This is a genomic window from Cupriavidus sp. IDO, from assembly GCF_000812465.1.
Taxonomy (GTDB): Bacteria; Pseudomonadota; Gammaproteobacteria; order Burkholderiales; family Burkholderiaceae; genus Cupriavidus.
Window position 1 is genome coordinate 92,684 of sequence record NZ_JWMA01000044.1, and the last position, 16,378, is coordinate 109,061.

The window sequence follows — 16,378 nt, forward strand, 5'->3', positions numbered from 1 at the left end:
GGAGCCCGCCATGCTGGAACAACTGGGAACGATGGGACGCTACCTCGGGCAGTCGCTGCGGCTGATGGTCGGCCTGCCCGACTACCAGACCTATGTGGCGCACATGGAAAGCACCCACCCGGACCGCGAGCCAATGAGCTACGAGGAATTCTTCCGCGAGCGGCAGGAAGCGCGCTACGGAGGCGGGCAGGGTAAGTGCTGCTGAACACACACTGAGTGCTGGCGTCCCTTGCCGGACGCTGATACAAAGAAGACAGGCGATCAGGTGATCGCCTGTCTTCTTTTGCGGCTGTTGTTTTTCCGCGTCGCTTTTGTTACGCCATGCCGACGTTTCTGCAGCGCGTTACAGGGCTTTACAGGTGGTTACAGCAAGGCAGCGGCTCGTTCTCTACACTTGCGTCACTGTGGCAATTAAAGGAACAACTACATGTCTCGCCATTCCGTTCGCAATATGACTCTGGCTATCGCCCTGGCGGCTTCCGCGCTGCCGGTGTTCGCGAGCGATATGAACAATGCCCTCGGCGGTGCGCTGGGTGGCGTAGCCGGCGCAGCCGTTGGTGGCGCGCTTGGCGGCAGCACGGGTGCCGTAATCGGTGGCGCGGTTGGCGGCGGCGCGGGCGGGGCGGTGACCTCGAATCGCCGCGAGCGCACCGGCGCCATCATCGGCGGCGCACTGGGTGGCGGCGCGGGTACCGCAGCCGGCAATGCCATGGGTGGCCGCACCGGCGGCCTGATTGGCGCAGGCCTGGGTGGCGGTGCAGGCGCGGCCTTGGGCGGCAACGTCTCGCGCAGCAATTCGTATGATAACGATCGCCGTTATGACAACGGCGGCTACAAGCACAAGAAGCACAAGCACCATCACCACGACGACTGAGTCGTTGGCAGGGAGTCAGAAGAAACGGGCCGATCGGCCCGTTTTTTATTTGCGCGCTCTGGCATAATGCCTCGCAGCAGGGCCGCGTTCCGTCGGCGCCAGAAACAAAGAAGCCCGCAGCAGGTGCGGGCTTCTTCCCCGATGACAGACGGTGAGACCATCTCAGGCACTTCCCAAACACCTGGGGAGATCAGGTATTAGGGATGGGGCCGCCTGGGGAAGAACGGTCCCGGATCGCGCCTTGCAGACCCTTACAGGGGCGCGCGATCGGTCGAAACGTCGTACTTGGCGCCGTCGGTGAAGGCATCGAACTTGCCGGCCCGCGCACCGTCGGTATAGGTGTCGAACTTGCCGCTCTTGGCGCCGTCCGTGTAGACGTCGTAGCGGGCGGCCTTGGCGCCGTCGGTATAAGTGTCGAACTTGCCGCTCTTGGCGAATGCCGGAGCTGCCGACAGGGCAGCGGCGAGGGTGGCAACAGCGATCAGGGCGTAACGATTGGTTTTCATGGCTCAGCTTTCTTCATGCTGGACGCTTGCTCTGGCACCGTGGTTTGTTGCGATGCCGCATCCGATGGCTAGATATTAGGCATTTCCCTCATATCAATAAATATCGGAAGCCACAATGATTAGTTCTGATTCCAACAATAAACCTGCCTGAACACGGAAAGATTCAGCGCCAGGCCGGGAGACTATGTCATGGATCGACTCCAATCGATGCGCGTGTTTTCCAAAGTCGTCGAGCTGGGCAGCTTCGCGCGTGCAGCGCAGCAGCTGGAAATGTCCAACGCAGTGGTCACCCGCTATGTCGCCGACCTGGAGAGCCATCTGGGTACGCGCCTGCTGAACCGCACCACGCGCAGCCTGTCCCTGACCGATGCCGGCGAGACCTACCTGCAGCGCTGCCAGCAGATCCTGGAGGATGTGGAGGAAGCTGAAAGCGTGGTCACCGCGCGCAGCCAGTCGCTGTCGGGCACGTTGCGGCTGGTGACGCCCGTCATGTTCGGCCTGCACCTGCTGCCGGCCCTGCTGGCGCGCTTCCAGCAACAATTTCCCGACGTCGTGTTCGACGTGCTGTTGTCCGACCGCAATGTGGACATCGTGGAGGAAGGGCGCGACGTCGCCGTGATGCTCTCGGACCTGGGCCTGGGCTCGCACCTCGTCGCCCGTCCGCTGATCTCGGCCGAGGTCATCCTGTGTGCGTCGCCCGGCTACGTGCGCGCTCACCCGCCGATGCGCCATGCGCACGAGCTGAGCAACCATCGTTGCATCGCGATGCGGCTGCCGAGTGCCGAGCATGAGTGGACGCTGCTGGGGCCCGAGGGCGAGGTCACGGTGCCGATCCGTCCCGGCCTGCTGTGCAGCAATGCGGAACTGGCGCATCAGGCGGCGCTGGCCAATATGGGCGTGGCGATGCTGTCGTCCTACCTGGCGCGGCCCAATATCGAGGCCGGGCGGCTGGTGCATGTGTTACCGCAATACCAGCTGCCGCGCCGCGACGTCAGCGTGGTCTACCCGAGCCGGAAATTCCTGCCGACCAAGGTACGGGCCTTTATCGATTTCCTGCTGGAAGAAGGGCGGGTCAGCAGAGAGCCGCTATAAACAGCAGGCAACAAGGCGGGCAGGCGCCCGGCGGCGGGCCCCTTGCGGGCCCGCCAGTCCGGTTGCCTTACTCTTCGGCCCCGACAGCGGCGCGGGTCTTCTTCGCGGCCGCGGTCTTGGCGGGTGCCTTCTTCGCGGCCGTCTTGCCTGCCGCGGTCTTCTTGGCAGCAGTCTTGGTGGCAGCCGTCTTGCTGGCGGTCTTTGCGGCCGGTGCCGACTCAGTTTCAGCCGTCTTGGCAGCACCGCGAGACGCGGTCTTGGCCGCCGGCTTGGCGCCCGCCTTGGGCTCGCGGACTTCGAACTCGAAGCCGATCTTGCCGTCCGGCTGCTTGACCAGGAACGCCTTGAAGTTGCGGCCGGTGCGCGACGACTTGAAGCCGGTCAGCAGGTCGGTCTTGCCGTCGGTCAGCAGCTTGCCGATCTGCTCGCGGCTGATTTCCTGCTGCAGGATGATCTTGCCGGTGGTGAAATCGCAGCTCTTCGGGCTCGCCACGCTGTTCTCGCAGACGTACTTCATGCCGTGCTCGAACACCGAGCCGCCGCACTTCGGGCAGTTGCCAACCGGCTCCTGGCCGCTGAAGTCGACCGGCTCGCCGTCGTTGTCGTCATCGTTCTGGCCGAAGTCGAATTCCATCTTGTAGTGGCCTTCGTCGTCCTTGCCCAGCTTCAGGATGGCGGCAAACGGACGGCCCATCTTGCTGCGGAAGCCCTGCAGCGGACCGATTTCCTTCTTGAGCAGCAGCTCTTCGACCTCTTCGATCTCGAACTGGCGGCCACCCGGGATCTTGCTGATCGAGAACTCGCACGCGGTGCAGGCAAAGCGGCGGTAGTTTTCCTTGACCTGCCCGCCGCACTGCGGGCACGGCGTGTCCAGCGTGGCGTAGTCGCCCGGGATGGTGTCGCTGTCGTATTCCTTGGCGCGCTTGACGATCTGCTGCGTCATCTGCGCGATCTCGAGCATGAACTCGTCGCGCTTCATGCGCCCGCGCTCGATCTGCGAGAGCTTGTGCTCCCATTCGCCGGTCAGCTCGGCCTGCGTCAGTTCCTGCACGCCCAGGCCGCGCAGCAGCGTCATCAGCTGGAACGCCTTGGCGGTGGGAATGAGCTCGCGGCCTTCGCGCACCAGGTACTTTTCCGTGAGCAGGCCTTCGATGATGGCCGCGCGCGTCGCCGGCGTGCCCAGGCCCTTGCCGGCCATGGCTTCGCGCAGCGCGTCGTCGTCGACCAGCTTGCCCGCGCCTTCCATGGCTGACAGCAGCGTGGCTTCGTTGTAACGGGCGGGCGGCTTGGTCGTCAGGCCCACGCTCTCGACCTTGTCGGTCTTGACCTTCTCGTCCTTGGCCACCGGCACCAGGTTGGCGGCATCCTTGTCGCCCTGCGCCTCGCGGCCGTAGATCGCCAGCCAGCCCGGGTTGACCAGCACCTTGCCTTCGGTCTTGAAGTGGTGGCCGGCAACTTCCGTGATGCGAGTCGTGATCTGGAACTCGGCCGCCGGGAAGAACACCGCCAGGAAGCGGCGCACGACCAGGTCGTACAGCTTCTGTTCCGGCTCGGACAGGTTCTTGGGCGCCTGCAACGTCGGGATGATGGCGAAGTGGTCGCTGATCTTGCTGTTGTCGAAGATCCGCTTGTTCGGCTTGACCCAACCCTGCGCCAGGATCTTCTTCGCGTGCGGCAGGTAGTTAGGCGAGCTGTCGGCCAGCATGTCCATGGTCTGCTTGACCGTGTCCAGGTAATCCTCGGGCAGCGCGCGCGCGTCCGTACGCGGGTAGGTCAGGACCTTGTGCTTTTCATACAGGGCCTGCGCCAGGCCCAGCGTGTTCTTGGCCGAGAAGCCGAAGCGCGAGTTGGCCTCGCGCTGCAGCGTGGTCAGGTCGAACAGCGCCGGCGACTGCTGGGTCGACGGCTTGGACTCTTCGGTGACGGTGCCCGGCTTGTCGCGGCAGGCCGCCACGATGCTCTTGGCCTCGGCCTCGCTCCACAGGCGCGAGTCGCGCGCCTCGGGATCGAATTCGTTCTTCTTGAACTTGGGATCGAACCAGCGGCCTTCGTACAGCCCGGCCGCGGCGATGAATTCGGCGTGGACTTCCCAGTAGTCGCGCGGCACGAAGTGTTTGATCTTCTCTTCGCGCTCCACCACGATCGACAGGGTCGGCGTCTGCACGCGGCCAACGGTGGTCAGGAAGAAGCCGCCGCCCTTGCTGTTGAAGGCGGTCATGGCGCGCGTGCCGTTGATGCCGACCAGCCAGTCGGCCTCGGAGCGGCAGCGGGCGGCGTCGGCCAGCGGCAGCATGTCTTCGTCTTCGCGCAGGCTGGCAAAGCCATCGCGGATGGCCTGTGGCGTCATCGACTGCAGCCACAGGCGGCGGATCGGCTGCTTGGCCTTGGCTTGTTGCGCGATCAGCCGGAAAATCAGTTCGCCCTCGCGCCCCGCATCGCAGGCGTTGATCAGGGCCGTCACGTCCTTGCGCTTGATCAGGCGGTTCAGCACCTTCAGGCGCGATTCGGTCTTGGCGATCGGGCGCAGGTCGAAGTGCGGCGGGATCACCGGCAGGTTGGCAAAGCTCCACTTGCCGCGCTTGACCTCGTAATCGTCAGGCGCCGCGATCTCTACCAGGTGGCCGACGGCCGACGACAGCACGAACTCGTCGTTCTCGAAGTACTCGTCGTGCTTGGTAAAGCCCCCGAGGGCACGGGCGATATCGGCCGCAACCGATGGCTTTTCCGCGATGATGAGGGCTTTTGACATTGAACGGGTCCTTGCGGGCTACCTTCGGGCAACCTGCGAATTGCACTGCAAAGTAAGTAAACAGAACGCTGGGGGGCTTTGAGGCGCCAATAATAAGCGCGGTTTCGACGGCGGTGCAAGCAAGCGCCGCCAATGGCAAACCCCCGGCTACGACTGGCGCTGATCGCCGGCAAGCAACCAGTCCAGCACTTCCGGCACCTCCGAGCCGGCCGAAGGCATCGCGGCGCCGCGCGTCAGCATGCGCTCGAGCACCTCGATATGCGGCAGCACGGTGCCGTAGAATTGCGGATCCCCCCCCGCCACCGGCTGCACCAGCAGCGTCGGGAAGTTCTCGATATCGATATCGCCCAGGCGGTCGGCGTGGGTCTCGATATCGATCCACACAAAACAATCTTCCGGATGGCGCGCCGCCAGTGCCGTCAGCGCCACCAGGTAATCCCGGCACGTGCCGCACCACTCGGCGCACAGGCAGGCCACCAGCCGGCCTTGCGGGCGGGCCGACAGTGCCTCGCCAATGGCGGCGACATCACGTTCGGGAAAGTAGACGGTCATGGCAATGGAAACATGAGCCTTTTCAGGCACGGCTGGCGGAGTCGATTGTATCGGGATTAGCGTGAGGGCCTAGCCGAGGCGCCGGAAATGGCTTCCCGGTAGACGCTCCACGAGCCCCTCCAGTTCCAGTTCGAGCAGCCGCGCCGCGGCAGCTTCCGGCGGCAGGCCGCTGCGCTCGCACAATGTGTCGAGCGTGACCGGATCATAGGCGAGGGCGGCCAGCAGTGGGTCATCCGTTGCCGCCAGCGGCAAACGCGCTGGCGCCGCTGCCGGCATCGGGCGGGCAGGCGATACCGTGGGCATCTCGAACTCTTCCAGGACGTCCTGCGCCGATTCCACCAGCTTGGCGCCCTGCTGGATCAGCAAATGGCAGCCTTTGGACAGGGGTGCGTGGATGGATCCGGGAATGGCAAATACCTCGCGCCCGAGTTCCGCCGCCAGGCGCGCCGTGATCAGCGAGCCCGAGCGCGCCGCCGCACCCGCGCAGGCCGCCCGGTTGCGCGGCGCCATCCACGCCGAGCGCCAGGCCCGACACGACAGCGTTGCCGGCTTCTGAAAAGGATGCGCCGAAGGCCTCGGCATCGCGCCGTCCCTGCGCCGTCGCATCGCGGGCGCCGACGATCGCCAGCGCCGGGCGAGCCAGCACGGCCGGGTCGCCCTTGATATATAGCAGCGGAGGCGGATCGGCCAGGTCGAACAGGCGGGCCGGGTAGGCGTCATCGGCCAGCGTCACCATATAGTTGCCCGGCTCGTCGAGCCACGCGGTGGTCCGCGCGACCAGCCCGGACAAGGCTGCGCCCGGCGCAGCCAGCACGGCACGCGCAAGTTTCTTCGTGACAACCGAAGACAGGGCCTCGAGGCTCTGCGCGAACACCTGCTGCGGCAAGCCAAAGGCCTCCAGCAGCAGACGCGCGGCCACCGGCCCGATGCCGGGGGCCGTGACCAGCCGCACCCACGCGGCGACCTCATCGTGAGCGTGCGTGCCGTCGAAACGCGCCGCGACCGGCGCCTGGCTGCCGGTCAACGCGGCGAGATGACGCGATCTCCCACTGCGATCACGTTCGATGCGTCGGTGACCAGCGCGTAGGACACGCCCGGGAAAACACGGAACACGAAGGCCAGCCCGTAGCGCTCGTCCGGCAGGACGATGGCGCGGTTGAGGTCGGTCGCATCGTTCACCACTTCGCCGGTGCGGGACAAGGCCAGCACGTGGCCGGGCTCAATGCCGGCGTTGCTGCCGACATTGAGCACCACGACCTGCTTGGCGCCGCCGTACTGCACGCCGCCGTAGACCTTGGCGATGCGGCCGTCGATCTGGCCATCGGGCGCATGCGGCGTGTAGCGGATCGCTTCGCGGAGGGGTTGAGGCATCAGCAGCGTGCCGACGCCCATTTCCTGCTGGGCCTGCGTCACGCGCAGGGTAGAAACACCACTCGGGCCTTCCGGCCCTCGGGCCAGGCGCGCGTTGCCTTCGTACTCGGCCTCGTAGCCGAGCACCTGGTTGGTGACCGGATCGCGCACCGGCGTGACCGGGCGGTAGCCCTGCCAGTCGCTGCCGAGCGCCGCGCCTTCCGGCGGGATGCCGCGTGCATAGGCGTTGTCGTCGCGGCCCACGTAGACATGCGATTCCGGCACCGCGACGATGCGCGCGGAGGTCTCGAGCGTGCCCTGGTCCACCACCAGCGGGCGGGTCAGGAAGGGTTCGATGTCCTTGGCGGAAATGCTCTGGATGGCGGCGCTGTCGGCGCCGTCGCTGCGGGTACGCGGCGAAAGCCGGACCGTGTCGCTGCCGCCGGGCGTGGTCGACAGCCAGGCGCGGCCGTCACGCTGTATCAGGTACAGGATCTGGCCGGGATAAATCAGATGCGGGTTGCGGATCTGCTGCCGGTTCATGCCCCACAGCTCGGGCCAGCGCCAGGGCTGGCGCAGGTAGCGCCCGGAGATGCCCCACAGGGTGTCGCCCGTTTGCACCGTGTACTGCGACGGCGCATTCGACGCGAGAGCCGAGACGGGAATGCCCTGCTGGGCGGTGCGCTGCGCCTCGGCCTGCTGCGCAGGCGTGACGGTGAGGTCAGCGGCCCGTACAGGAAGGCTCGCCGCGGCAGTGATGCCAGCGGCACTCAGCATGGTGAGGGTGAACGCGTGCAGCCTGCGGCCCGACGCCGCCTGGTGTTCTTTGGTAAGATCGCGCATTTTCCTGAACCGGCCGGTAGAACAGCCGGATTGACCCTGGAAGAGCGTGCCTGCTGCGGCGCGCCTTGAATTTTTGTACTAGCGCCCCGATTCTGCATGTAAACACCCGCCGCCGCAACGCGGCCGGACCGCTGAAAGCAGCCGGCGTTGCGCCCGAGCATCATGGCCAAACTCGACATCCTGACCTACCCCGATCCCCGCCTGCACACCGTCGCCAAGCCCGTCGCGGCCGTGGACGACCGTATCCGCCAGCTGGTGAAGGACATGGCCGAAACCATGTACGAAGCCCCCGGCATTGGCCTGGCGGCCACGCAGGTGAACGTGCATGAGCAGGTGGTGGTGATCGATATCTCAGAGACCCGCGATCAGCTGCAGGTCTTCATCAATCCGGAAATCACCTGGGCCAGCGACAACCACAAGGTGTGGGAAGAGGGCTGCCTGTCGGTGCCCGAAGTCTACGACCGCGTGGAGCGCCCGGACCGCGTGCGCGTGCGCGCGCTCAATGAAAAGGGCGAAACCTTCGAACTCGACGCCGACGACCTGCTGGCCGTCTGCATCCAGCACGAGATCGATCATCTGCACGGCAAGGTCTTTGTCGAGTACCTGTCGCCGCTCAAGCTGAACCGCATCAAGTCCAAGCTCCACAAGCGCGAGCGCGCCCGCATGTAAGCGGCAGTGGCGGCCGCGCCAGCGCCGCCACGAAGATGTAACAGCCAGCCCGATTCCGCGCGCTGGCGCCCGGCACCGGTGCCGGGTCTGCTATCTTTATGACTTCCGAAGAACAAACGTACCGGCCGCTTATGCGGCCGGTACTGCTTTATGCCGGAACCTGCCATGTCCCAGCCCCAACCCCAACCCCTGCGCGTTGCCTTTGCCGGCACGCCCGAGTTCGCGCGCGTTGCGCTTGAAGCCATCCACACCGCCGGGTTCCCGGTCGTGGCCGTGCTGAGCCAGCCCGATCGCCCCGCCGGCCGCGGTATGCAGCTGCAGGCCAGCCCGGTCAAGCAATACGCCGTCGCCAATGGACTTGGCCCGGTCCTGCAGCCGCGCTCGCTGCGCCGCCAGGGCAAGTATCCGGAAGAGGCCGGCGCGGCGGTCGATGCGCTCGCTGATATTGCACCGGACGTGATGGTGGTGGCCGCCTATGGCCTGATCCTGCCAACCGAGGTGCTCACCCTGCCGCGCCTGGGCTGCCTGAACATCCACGGCTCGCTGCTGCCGCGCTGGCGCGGCGCCGCGCCGATCCATCGCGCCATCGAGGCGGGCGATGCCGAGACCGGCATCACCCTGATGCAGATGGACGAAGGCCTGGACACCGGCGCCATGCTCACGCGCGAAGCGGTGCCGATCGGGCCGGACGACAGCACTGGCACCCTGCACGACACCCTGGCCGCGCTGGGCGGACGCATGATCGTCGACGCCCTGAAGCAACTGGCCGAAGGCCGTGCGCTGGCCGCCACGCCGCAGCCGGAAGACGGTGTGACGTACGCCGAGAAGATCGGCAAGGACGAGGCGCCGCTGGACCTGCGCCGGCCCGCGACCGCGCTGGCCAACCAGGTGCGCGCCTTCAATCCGTTCCCCGGCGCCACGGTGCAGGTGGGCGATACGGTCATCAAGTGCTGGAAGGCGCTGCCGCTGGCGGCGGGCAGCAGCCTGCCGCACCCGGCCGGGACGGTGCTCGCGTCCGATGCCGGCGGCGTCATCATCGCCTGCGGCGATGGCAGCGCGTTGCAGGTAACGGAGCTGCAGAAGCCGGGCGGGCGGCGCCAGCCGGCGCAGCAGTTCCTGCAGGGCATGCCGCTGCCGCCGGGTACGCGCTTCCTGCTGCCCCCGGCCGCCGGCGCGCAGGCATAATCAGGCGTCCTCACTCTCGGCCGGATCTCCGGCACATGTCATGCTGGGCATTACCGATTTCCCGCTGTTCGTCGGCGCGGTCTTCCTGCTCAACATCACGCCCGGGCCGGACACCGCCTATATCGTCGGCCGCAGCGTGGCCCAGGGACGGGCTGCCGGCGTGATGTCGGCACTGGGCGTGAGTGCCGGCTGCTGCGTGCACTCGGTGGCCACGGCCTTCGGTCTGACGGCGCTGCTGGCGGCCTCGCCCGCGGCTTTCACGATGATCAAGTTCGCCGGTGCCGCATACCTGGTGTGGCTTGGCCTGCGCCTGCTGTGGCAACGCCCGCAGCCCGCCGGGCAGCAGACCGCCACGCCGCCGCAGGCCCGGCGCAGCCTGCGCGCGCTGTTCATGCAGGGATTCCTGACCAATGTGCTGAATCCCAAGGTGGTGCTGTTCTTCGTCTCATTCTTTCCGCAGTTCGTCGACCCGCACGCAGGCCGCCAGGCCCTGGCCTTCCTGCTGCTGGGCGCGGTGATGGTGCTGATGTCTACCGTCTGGAATACGCTGGTGGCATGGCTGGCCGGCACGCTGACGCGTCGCGTTGGCCAGGCGCCGCGGCTGAAGTGCTGGCTGGATCGCCTGGTGGGTACCGCCTTCATCGCACTGGGCGCCCGGCTGGCCCTGGTGCAGCGCTAACCCATTGAATTTTCGGGCAACCGCCACTATCTAACGGTCATCGCGCCGCGTTATTGCGCCGGCGCGAATGACGACTATCCGGAGATCACGGCAATGTTCAACTGGGTCAAGACCTTCATGCTGATGGCGGCCATCACGGCCCTGTTCATCGTCATCGGCGGCATGATCGGCGGGCGCAACGGCATGATGTTCGCGCTGTTGATGGCGCTAGGCATGAACTTCTTCTCCTACTGGTTCTCGGACAAGATGGTCCTGCGCATGTACAACGCGCAGGAAGTCGATGCCGGCAGCGCCCCGCAGTTCTACGGCATGGTGCAGGAACTGGCGCAGCGCGCCGGCCTGCCGATGCCGCGCGTCTACCTGATCAACGAAGATGCGCCCAATGCGTTCGCCACCGGCCGCAACCCGGAACACGCCGCCGTGGCCGCCACCACCGGCATCCTGCGGGTGCTGTCCGAGCGCGAGCTGCGCGGCGTGATGGCGCACGAGCTGGCGCATGTGCGACATCGCGACATCCTCACCTCGACCATCGCCGCGACCATGGCGGGTGCGATCTCGGCGCTTGCCAACATGGCGATGTTCTTTGGCGGCCGTGACGAGAACGGCAACCGCACCAACCCGATCGCCAGCATCGCCGTTGCAATCCTGGCCCCGCTGGCGGCATCGCTGATCCAGATGGCGATTTCCCGCGCGCGCGAGTTCGAAGCCGACCGCGGCGGCGCTGAGATCAGCGGCGATCCGCAAGCCCTGGCCAGCGCGCTCGACAAGATCCATCGCTACGCCCAGGGCATCCCGTTCCAGGCCGCGGAAGAACACCCGGCCACGGCGCAGATGATGATCATGAACCCGCTGTCGGGCGGCGCCATCGCCAATCTGTTCTCAACCCATCCCGCCACCGAGGAGCGCATTGCGCGCCTGATGCAGATGGCGCAGACCGGCACCTATCCGGCCTGACGCACCGCGCGGCAGGCAAAAAGGGGAGGGGAATCCCCGTACAGGGTAAACTGCCCGCTGTTTTCTTCGCAGAACAGCGGGCTTTTTTTGTTGCCCGCGTGGTGCGCGCTGCGCTTCCCGCCTCAGGGCAGGGATCGCCGCGCCGCCAGACTGCCTTACCGCGTTACCGCCTGACTGCCTTACCTTATGCGCCTGCCACACGAATCGCTTGCCTTCCAGATGCTCGGCGCCGCCATGGCCGTGCGTGCCGTCAATGAGGGCACCGCCTTGCCGCAGGCCATCGAAGACGCAGCCTCCCATTTGCGGCTGGACCGCGTGCGCGACGCCGCCACGCGCGGCGCGCTGCAGGACCTGGCCTACCGCACCATGCGCCAGTTCGGCACGGCGCGCGCGCTGGTGACCCGGCTGGTCACGCGCCCGCCGGGTGCGCAGGTGGATTCGCTGCTGGCCGTGGCGCTGGCGCTGCTGCTTGAAGGCGAGCAGGGCGATGCCGAGAAGGCCGGGCGCGGCGGCTACAGCGCGTTCACGGTGGTGGACCAGGCCGTCAGCGCGGCCGCCTCCGAACCCAAGACTGCGCATGCGCGCGGGCTGGTCAACGCGGTGCTGCGCCGTTTCCTGCGCGAGCAAAAGACACTGCTGCCCGACGTCAATCGCGACGAGCAGGCGCGCTGGAACCTGCCGGCATGGTGGCTGCGCATGCTGCGCGAAGCGTATCCCGATCAGTGGATGGCATTGGCCGAGAGTGCCAACGTGCGCCCGCCGATGACGCTGCGCGTGAATACCGCGCGCATCCCGGTGCAGCAATACCTGACCGAGCTCGCCAACGCCGGCCTGGCCGGCGTGGCCATCGGCGAGCAAGCCGTGCGGCTGGTGCGTGCATTCCCCGTTTCGCAGATCCCTGGCTTTGCCCAGGGCGATGTCTCCGTGCAGGATGCAGGCGCGCAACTGGCTGCACCGCTGCTGGAAGTGGCCGACGGCATGCGCGTGCTCGACGCGTGCGCCGCGCCCGGCGGCAAGACCGGCCACCTGCTGGAGCTGGCCGACATCGAAGTGATCGCCGTGGAGAACGATGCGCTGCGCGCCGCACGCATCGACGAAAACCTGTCGCGCCTCGGCAAGCAGGCGAAGATCGTGGTCGGCGATGCCAGCCGGCCCGGCGACTGGTGGGACGGCCAGCAGTTCGACCGCATCCTGGCCGATGTCCCGTGCTCGGCCTCGGGCATCGTGCGGCGGCATCCGGACATCCGCTGGCTGCGCCGCGAAGCCGATATCGCAAGGCTGGTCACCGAGCAGCGCCGCATCGTGTCGCAACTCTGGCCCTTGCTCAAGCCCGGCGGCATCCTGGTGTATGTCACCTGTTCTATTTTCCCAACGGAAGGCGAGGAGCAGGCGCGCTGGTTTGGTGCACAGCTAACAGATGCGATACGATTGGAGGCGCCCGGCCAGTTGCTGCCCGGCACCCGTGCCCCTGATTCGGCTGGCGGCCAGGACGCCGGCCCGGCCAGCCTGCCATCGGATCACGATGGCTTCTATTACGCCCGCTTCCAGAAACGCGCCTGATCTGATCCGATGCCGAGCACGCTGCGCTTGTCCGTCTCCCGCGTCCACGACGACCATGCGCAACTGTTTACTGTCACCGGGCGCAACAGCCGCCGCGCCATGCTGGCGCGCTGGTGGGTCGCGCTGAGCCTGAGCGTGACCCTGCTGCTGGCTGCGCTGCTGCAATCCGGCACCGCGCATGCGCAGGTGATCGAAGCCACCGAAGCCCGCATCGAGTATCAGGACGGCGGCTTCGACCTGGCCGCCAGTTTCGACTTCGACCTGCCGCCCGCGCTGGAAGACGCGCTGAACAAAGGCATCTCGCTGTATTTCGTGGTGGATTTCCAGCTCAGCCGTCCGCGCTGGTACTGGTTCGATGAAAAGCCGGTCAACACCAGCCGCAGCGTGCGGCTGTCGTACCACCCGCTGACTCGCCAGTACCGCGTGTCCACGGGCGGGCTGCAACTGCCATTTGCGCGCCTCAAGGGCGCGCTGCAGTTCATCCAGCGTGTGCGCGGCTGGCGCGTGTTCGAACGCAGCGCCGTCAAGCCGGGCGAGACATACCACGCTGAAGTGCGCATGCGCCTGGACCTGTCGCAACTGCCCAAGCCGTTCCAGATCAATGCGGTCAATACGCGCGACTGGAACCTGGCCTCCGACTGGCGGCGTTTCAGCTATACCGTGCCAATGGACCTCAGTACGCCCGCACCACCTGCGCCGCCCGCGCCCACACCTGCACCGGCGCCCGCCCCGGTGCCGCCTGCGCAACCGGCATCGCCGGCCCTGCCGGCGCCGCCCGCATCGGCGCCGGCCGCGGCAGTCGACCCCCGTACCGGCGTGTTCGCGCAGACCGTGTCGAGCGCGTTATCGCCCAGCGTCCTCGCGCAGCCATCGGGCCAGCCATGAACGGCACCTTGTGGGACAGCAGATTCCGGCGCGTGCTGTATCGCGTCGTGGCAGGCGTCATCGTCTTTCTTGCGCTGGTGCTGGTCGGCCTGCTGGCCGGCGCCTCGGCCAACACGGAATTCTTCGATCGCTATTTCACGCTGCTGTTCAAGATCAACCTGATCGTCGGCGTGTTGCTGGTCCTGACCATCGGCGCGCTGGCGCTGACGTTGTGGCTGCGGTACCGGCGCGGCAAGTTCGGCACGCGCCTGATGACCAAGCTGGCGGTGTTCTTTGGCGTGGTGGGCGTGCTGCCGGGCGTGCTGATCTACCTGGTCTCGCTGCAGTTCGTGTCGCGCAGTATCGAGTCGTGGTTCGACGTGCGCGTGGAGACTGCGCTCGAAGCGGGCCTGAACCTGGGGCGCTCCACCATCGACACCTCGCTGGCCGATCTGCAGGGCAAGGCGCGCCTGATGGCCGAGCAGCTCAGCGGCGCATCCGGCATTGCCACCTCGCTGCAGCTCAACCGCCTGCGCGAACAGTACGGCGTGGAGGAGGCAGCGATCTTCACCGGCAGCGGCCGCGTGCTGGCCACCGCGTCGAACAGCTATGCCACGCTGGTGCCCGACCTGCCGTCCGGCGTGCTCGCCGAGCAGGCGCGCCTGGCAGGCGGATATGCGGCTGTCGAAGGCGGCACGGATCCGGCCGTCGACGGACAGCGTCCCGAACGTGTCGACAGCAGCCACTTGTATCGCCTGCGCGTGATCATTCCGCTGGGTACCGCCACCGGTGCCGAAGCCACCGCAACGGCCGCAGCCAGCGCCCCGGGCGCACCCCGCATGGCGGCGCCGAAGCCGCGCTGGGCCGGCTCGGGGCTGTCGGTGGAGCGTCGCCCGGAAGATTCGCCGTCGAGCGGCTTCGGCCTGGTGGGCGAGACCGTGCGCGAGGAACGCTACCTGCAGGTCGTGCATCCGGTGCCCGCGGTGCTGGCGCGCAATGCCGATGAAGTCCAGCGCGCGTACCAGGAGTACCAGGAAAAGGCGCTGGGCCGCACCGGCCTGCGCAAGATGTATATCGGCACGCTGACGCTGACACTGTTCCTGGCCGTCTTCATCGCGGTGATGCTGGCGCTGCTGCTGGGCGGCCAGCTTGCGCGGCCGCTGCTGATGCTGCTGCAGGGAACGAAAGAGGTGGCCGAGGGCGATCTCTCGCCCAAGCGCGAGCTCAAGAGCCGCGACGAGCTAGGCATGCTCACGCAGCAGTTCAACCAGATGACCCGCCAGCTCGCCGAAGCGCGGCTGGCCGTCGAGGAAAACCGCACGGCGCTGGAGCAATCGAAGGCATACCTGGAAAGCGTGCTGCAGAACCTCACCGCGGGCGTGCTGGTATTCGACCGCCGCTTCGTGCTGATCACCGCCAACCCCGGTGCCGAGCGTATCTTCCGCCAGCCCTTCGGCGCGGTGCTGGGCCTGCCGGTCGATCATATTCCCGGCATGGGCCCCTTCGGCGAGATTGTGCGGCAGGCTTTCTCCGAGCAGAACACCAGCGAAGTGCTGGGCGGCGCCGAGCACTGGCAGAAGCAGATCGAGCTGCCGCAAGGCCACGAGGAACAGCCGCTCACGCTGCTGGTGCGCGGCGCGCGCCTGCCCGGCGGCGAACGCGACGAGCCCGGCTACGTGGTGGTGTTCGACGATATTTCCGATGTGATTTCCGCTCAACGCTCGGTGGCGTGGGGCGAAGTCGCGCGACGCCTTGCACACGAGATCAAGAATCCGCTCACGCCGATCCAGCTGTCGGCCGAGCGGCTGCAGATGAAGCTCTCGCCCAAGCTCGAAGGCAGCGACGCCGATGTGCTCAAGCGCGGCGCCGCGACCATCGTCAACCAGGTGGCCGCCATGAAGCGGATGGTCGACGACTTCCGCGACTACGCGCGCACCCCGCCCGCGGTGCTGCAGTCGCTGCAGCTCAACAGCCTGGTGGCGGACGTGCTGCATCTGTACGGCATCGACGATCCCGCCGTGCACGAACATCCGGTGATCCATGCGTCGCTGGATGCCGACCTGCCCGAGATCAAGGGCGATCCGACCCAGCTGCGCCAGGTCATCCACAACCTGCTGCAGAACTCGCAGGACGCCGCAACGGAGAACGTCGCCGCCGGTAGGGGCGCGCCCCATATCGCTCTGCACACCGAGACTGTAGAATACAAAGATTCTGCCGGCGAAAGCCGTCAGGCCGTCAAGCTAACCATTGCGGATAACGGTCCCGGTTTCGCGCCACGCATCCTGAGTCGTGCGTTCGAGCCGTATGTGACCACCAAAGCCAAGGGCACGGGTCTCGGGCTTGCAATGGTAAAAAAGATCATTGACGAACACGGCGCGCGCATCGAACTGCGCAATCGCATGGAAGGCAGCGAGCATGCCGGTGCACTGATCTCGATCCTGTTCGTTAAACTGGCATAGTCAACATGGCGGTCCAACTCCGGAACGCTACGGTGGGGTTAA

General features: G+C 66.6%; 14 protein-coding genes and 1 pseudogene. 10 read left to right on the plus strand and 5 right to left on the minus strand.

The window, feature by feature from the left end; genetic code table 11:
* The first annotated feature begins 10 nt into the window (after positions 1-10).
* Together RM96_RS14845 and RM96_RS14850 are read left to right on the plus strand one after the other, a co-directional pair.
* Positions 11-205, plus strand: a complete 195-nt coding sequence (locus RM96_RS14845; protein WP_010811333.1) for a YbdD/YjiX family protein — start codon at positions 11-13, stop codon at positions 203-205.
* 222 nt (positions 206-427) lie between these two features.
* Positions 428-874, plus strand: a complete 447-nt coding sequence (locus RM96_RS14850) for a hypothetical protein (protein WP_039011604.1) — start codon at positions 428-430, stop codon at positions 872-874.
* Between the two features lie 251 nt (positions 875-1,125).
* Here RM96_RS14850 and RM96_RS14855 read toward each other — a convergent pair whose 3' ends face one another.
* Complete coding sequence (locus RM96_RS14855) at positions 1,126-1,380, minus strand: hypothetical protein (protein ID WP_039011605.1); 255 nt, start codon at positions 1,378-1,380, stop codon at positions 1,126-1,128.
* A gap of 189 nt (positions 1,381-1,569) precedes the next feature.
* Here RM96_RS14855 and RM96_RS14860 point away from each other — a divergent pair, with 189 nt between their 5' ends.
* Positions 1,570-2,472 (plus strand): LysR family transcriptional regulator, encoded by a 903-nt coding sequence (locus RM96_RS14860; RefSeq protein WP_039011606.1) that lies wholly within the window; start codon positions 1,570-1,572, stop codon positions 2,470-2,472.
* A gap of 67 nt (positions 2,473-2,539) precedes the next feature.
* On the opposite strand, the gene RM96_RS14865 is transcribed toward RM96_RS14860, so the two are convergent.
* From RM96_RS14865 to RM96_RS14880, 4 genes and pseudogenes are all read right to left on the minus strand, one after another.
* Positions 2,540-5,221 carry a DNA topoisomerase III gene (locus RM96_RS14865; protein WP_039011607.1) on the minus strand — a complete coding sequence of 894 codons (2,682 nt, stop codon included), beginning with the start codon at positions 5,219-5,221 and terminating at the stop codon, positions 2,540-2,542.
* A 147-nt stretch (positions 5,222-5,368) separates the two neighbouring features.
* Entirely contained in the window at positions 5,369-5,773 is a 405-nt protein-coding gene (locus RM96_RS14870; RefSeq protein WP_039011608.1) for a thioredoxin family protein, read from the minus strand.
* Between the two features lie 69 nt (positions 5,774-5,842).
* Positions 5,843-6,797, minus strand: a pseudogene (locus tag RM96_RS14875) (DNA-processing protein DprA).
* Positions 6,794-7,966: a LysM peptidoglycan-binding domain-containing protein gene (locus RM96_RS14880; RefSeq protein ID WP_039011610.1), complete on the minus strand. Its 1,173-nt coding sequence runs from the start codon at positions 7,964-7,966 to the stop codon at positions 6,794-6,796. The pseudogene RM96_RS14875 and the gene RM96_RS14880 overlap by 4 nt, the downstream one beginning before the upstream one ends.
* 162 nt (positions 7,967-8,128) lie before the next feature.
* On the opposite strand from RM96_RS14880, the gene def reads away from it, so the two are divergent.
* From def to RM96_RS14915, 7 genes are all read left to right on the plus strand, one after another.
* Positions 8,129-8,635 (plus strand): peptide deformylase, encoded by a 507-nt coding sequence (gene def, locus RM96_RS14885; RefSeq protein WP_039011612.1) that lies wholly within the window; start codon positions 8,129-8,131, stop codon positions 8,633-8,635.
* Between the two features lie 165 nt (positions 8,636-8,800).
* Positions 8,801-9,820, plus strand: coding sequence for a methionyl-tRNA formyltransferase (gene fmt / locus RM96_RS14890; protein WP_039011613.1), 1,020 nt, complete (start codon positions 8,801-8,803; stop codon positions 9,818-9,820).
* Positions 9,821-9,860: 40 nt separating this feature from the next.
* The gene (locus tag RM96_RS14895) at positions 9,861-10,499 is read left to right on the plus strand and encodes a LysE family translocator (RefSeq protein WP_039011614.1); all 639 of its coding nucleotides are present in this window, start codon (positions 9,861-9,863) and stop codon (positions 10,497-10,499) included.
* 93 nt (positions 10,500-10,592) lie between these two features.
* Positions 10,593-11,453: a zinc metalloprotease HtpX gene (gene htpX / locus RM96_RS14900; protein WP_039011615.1), complete on the plus strand. Its 861-nt coding sequence runs from the start codon at positions 10,593-10,595 to the stop codon at positions 11,451-11,453.
* A 186-nt stretch (positions 11,454-11,639) separates the two neighbouring features.
* Positions 11,640-13,013: a 16S rRNA (cytosine(967)-C(5))-methyltransferase RsmB gene (rsmB, locus tag RM96_RS14905; RefSeq protein WP_039011616.1), complete on the plus strand. Its 1,374-nt coding sequence runs from the start codon at positions 11,640-11,642 to the stop codon at positions 13,011-13,013.
* A gap of 9 nt (positions 13,014-13,022) precedes the next feature.
* Positions 13,023-13,898: a DUF4390 domain-containing protein gene (locus tag RM96_RS14910; RefSeq protein ID WP_039011618.1), complete on the plus strand. Its 876-nt coding sequence runs from the start codon at positions 13,023-13,025 to the stop codon at positions 13,896-13,898.
* A complete protein-coding gene (locus tag RM96_RS14915) occupies positions 13,895-16,336 on the plus strand; it encodes a sensor histidine kinase (protein ID WP_039011619.1) in 2,442 nt (813 codons plus the stop codon). Before RM96_RS14910 ends, RM96_RS14915 begins: the two co-directional genes overlap by 4 nt.
* Positions 16,337-16,378 lie beyond the last annotated feature (42 nt).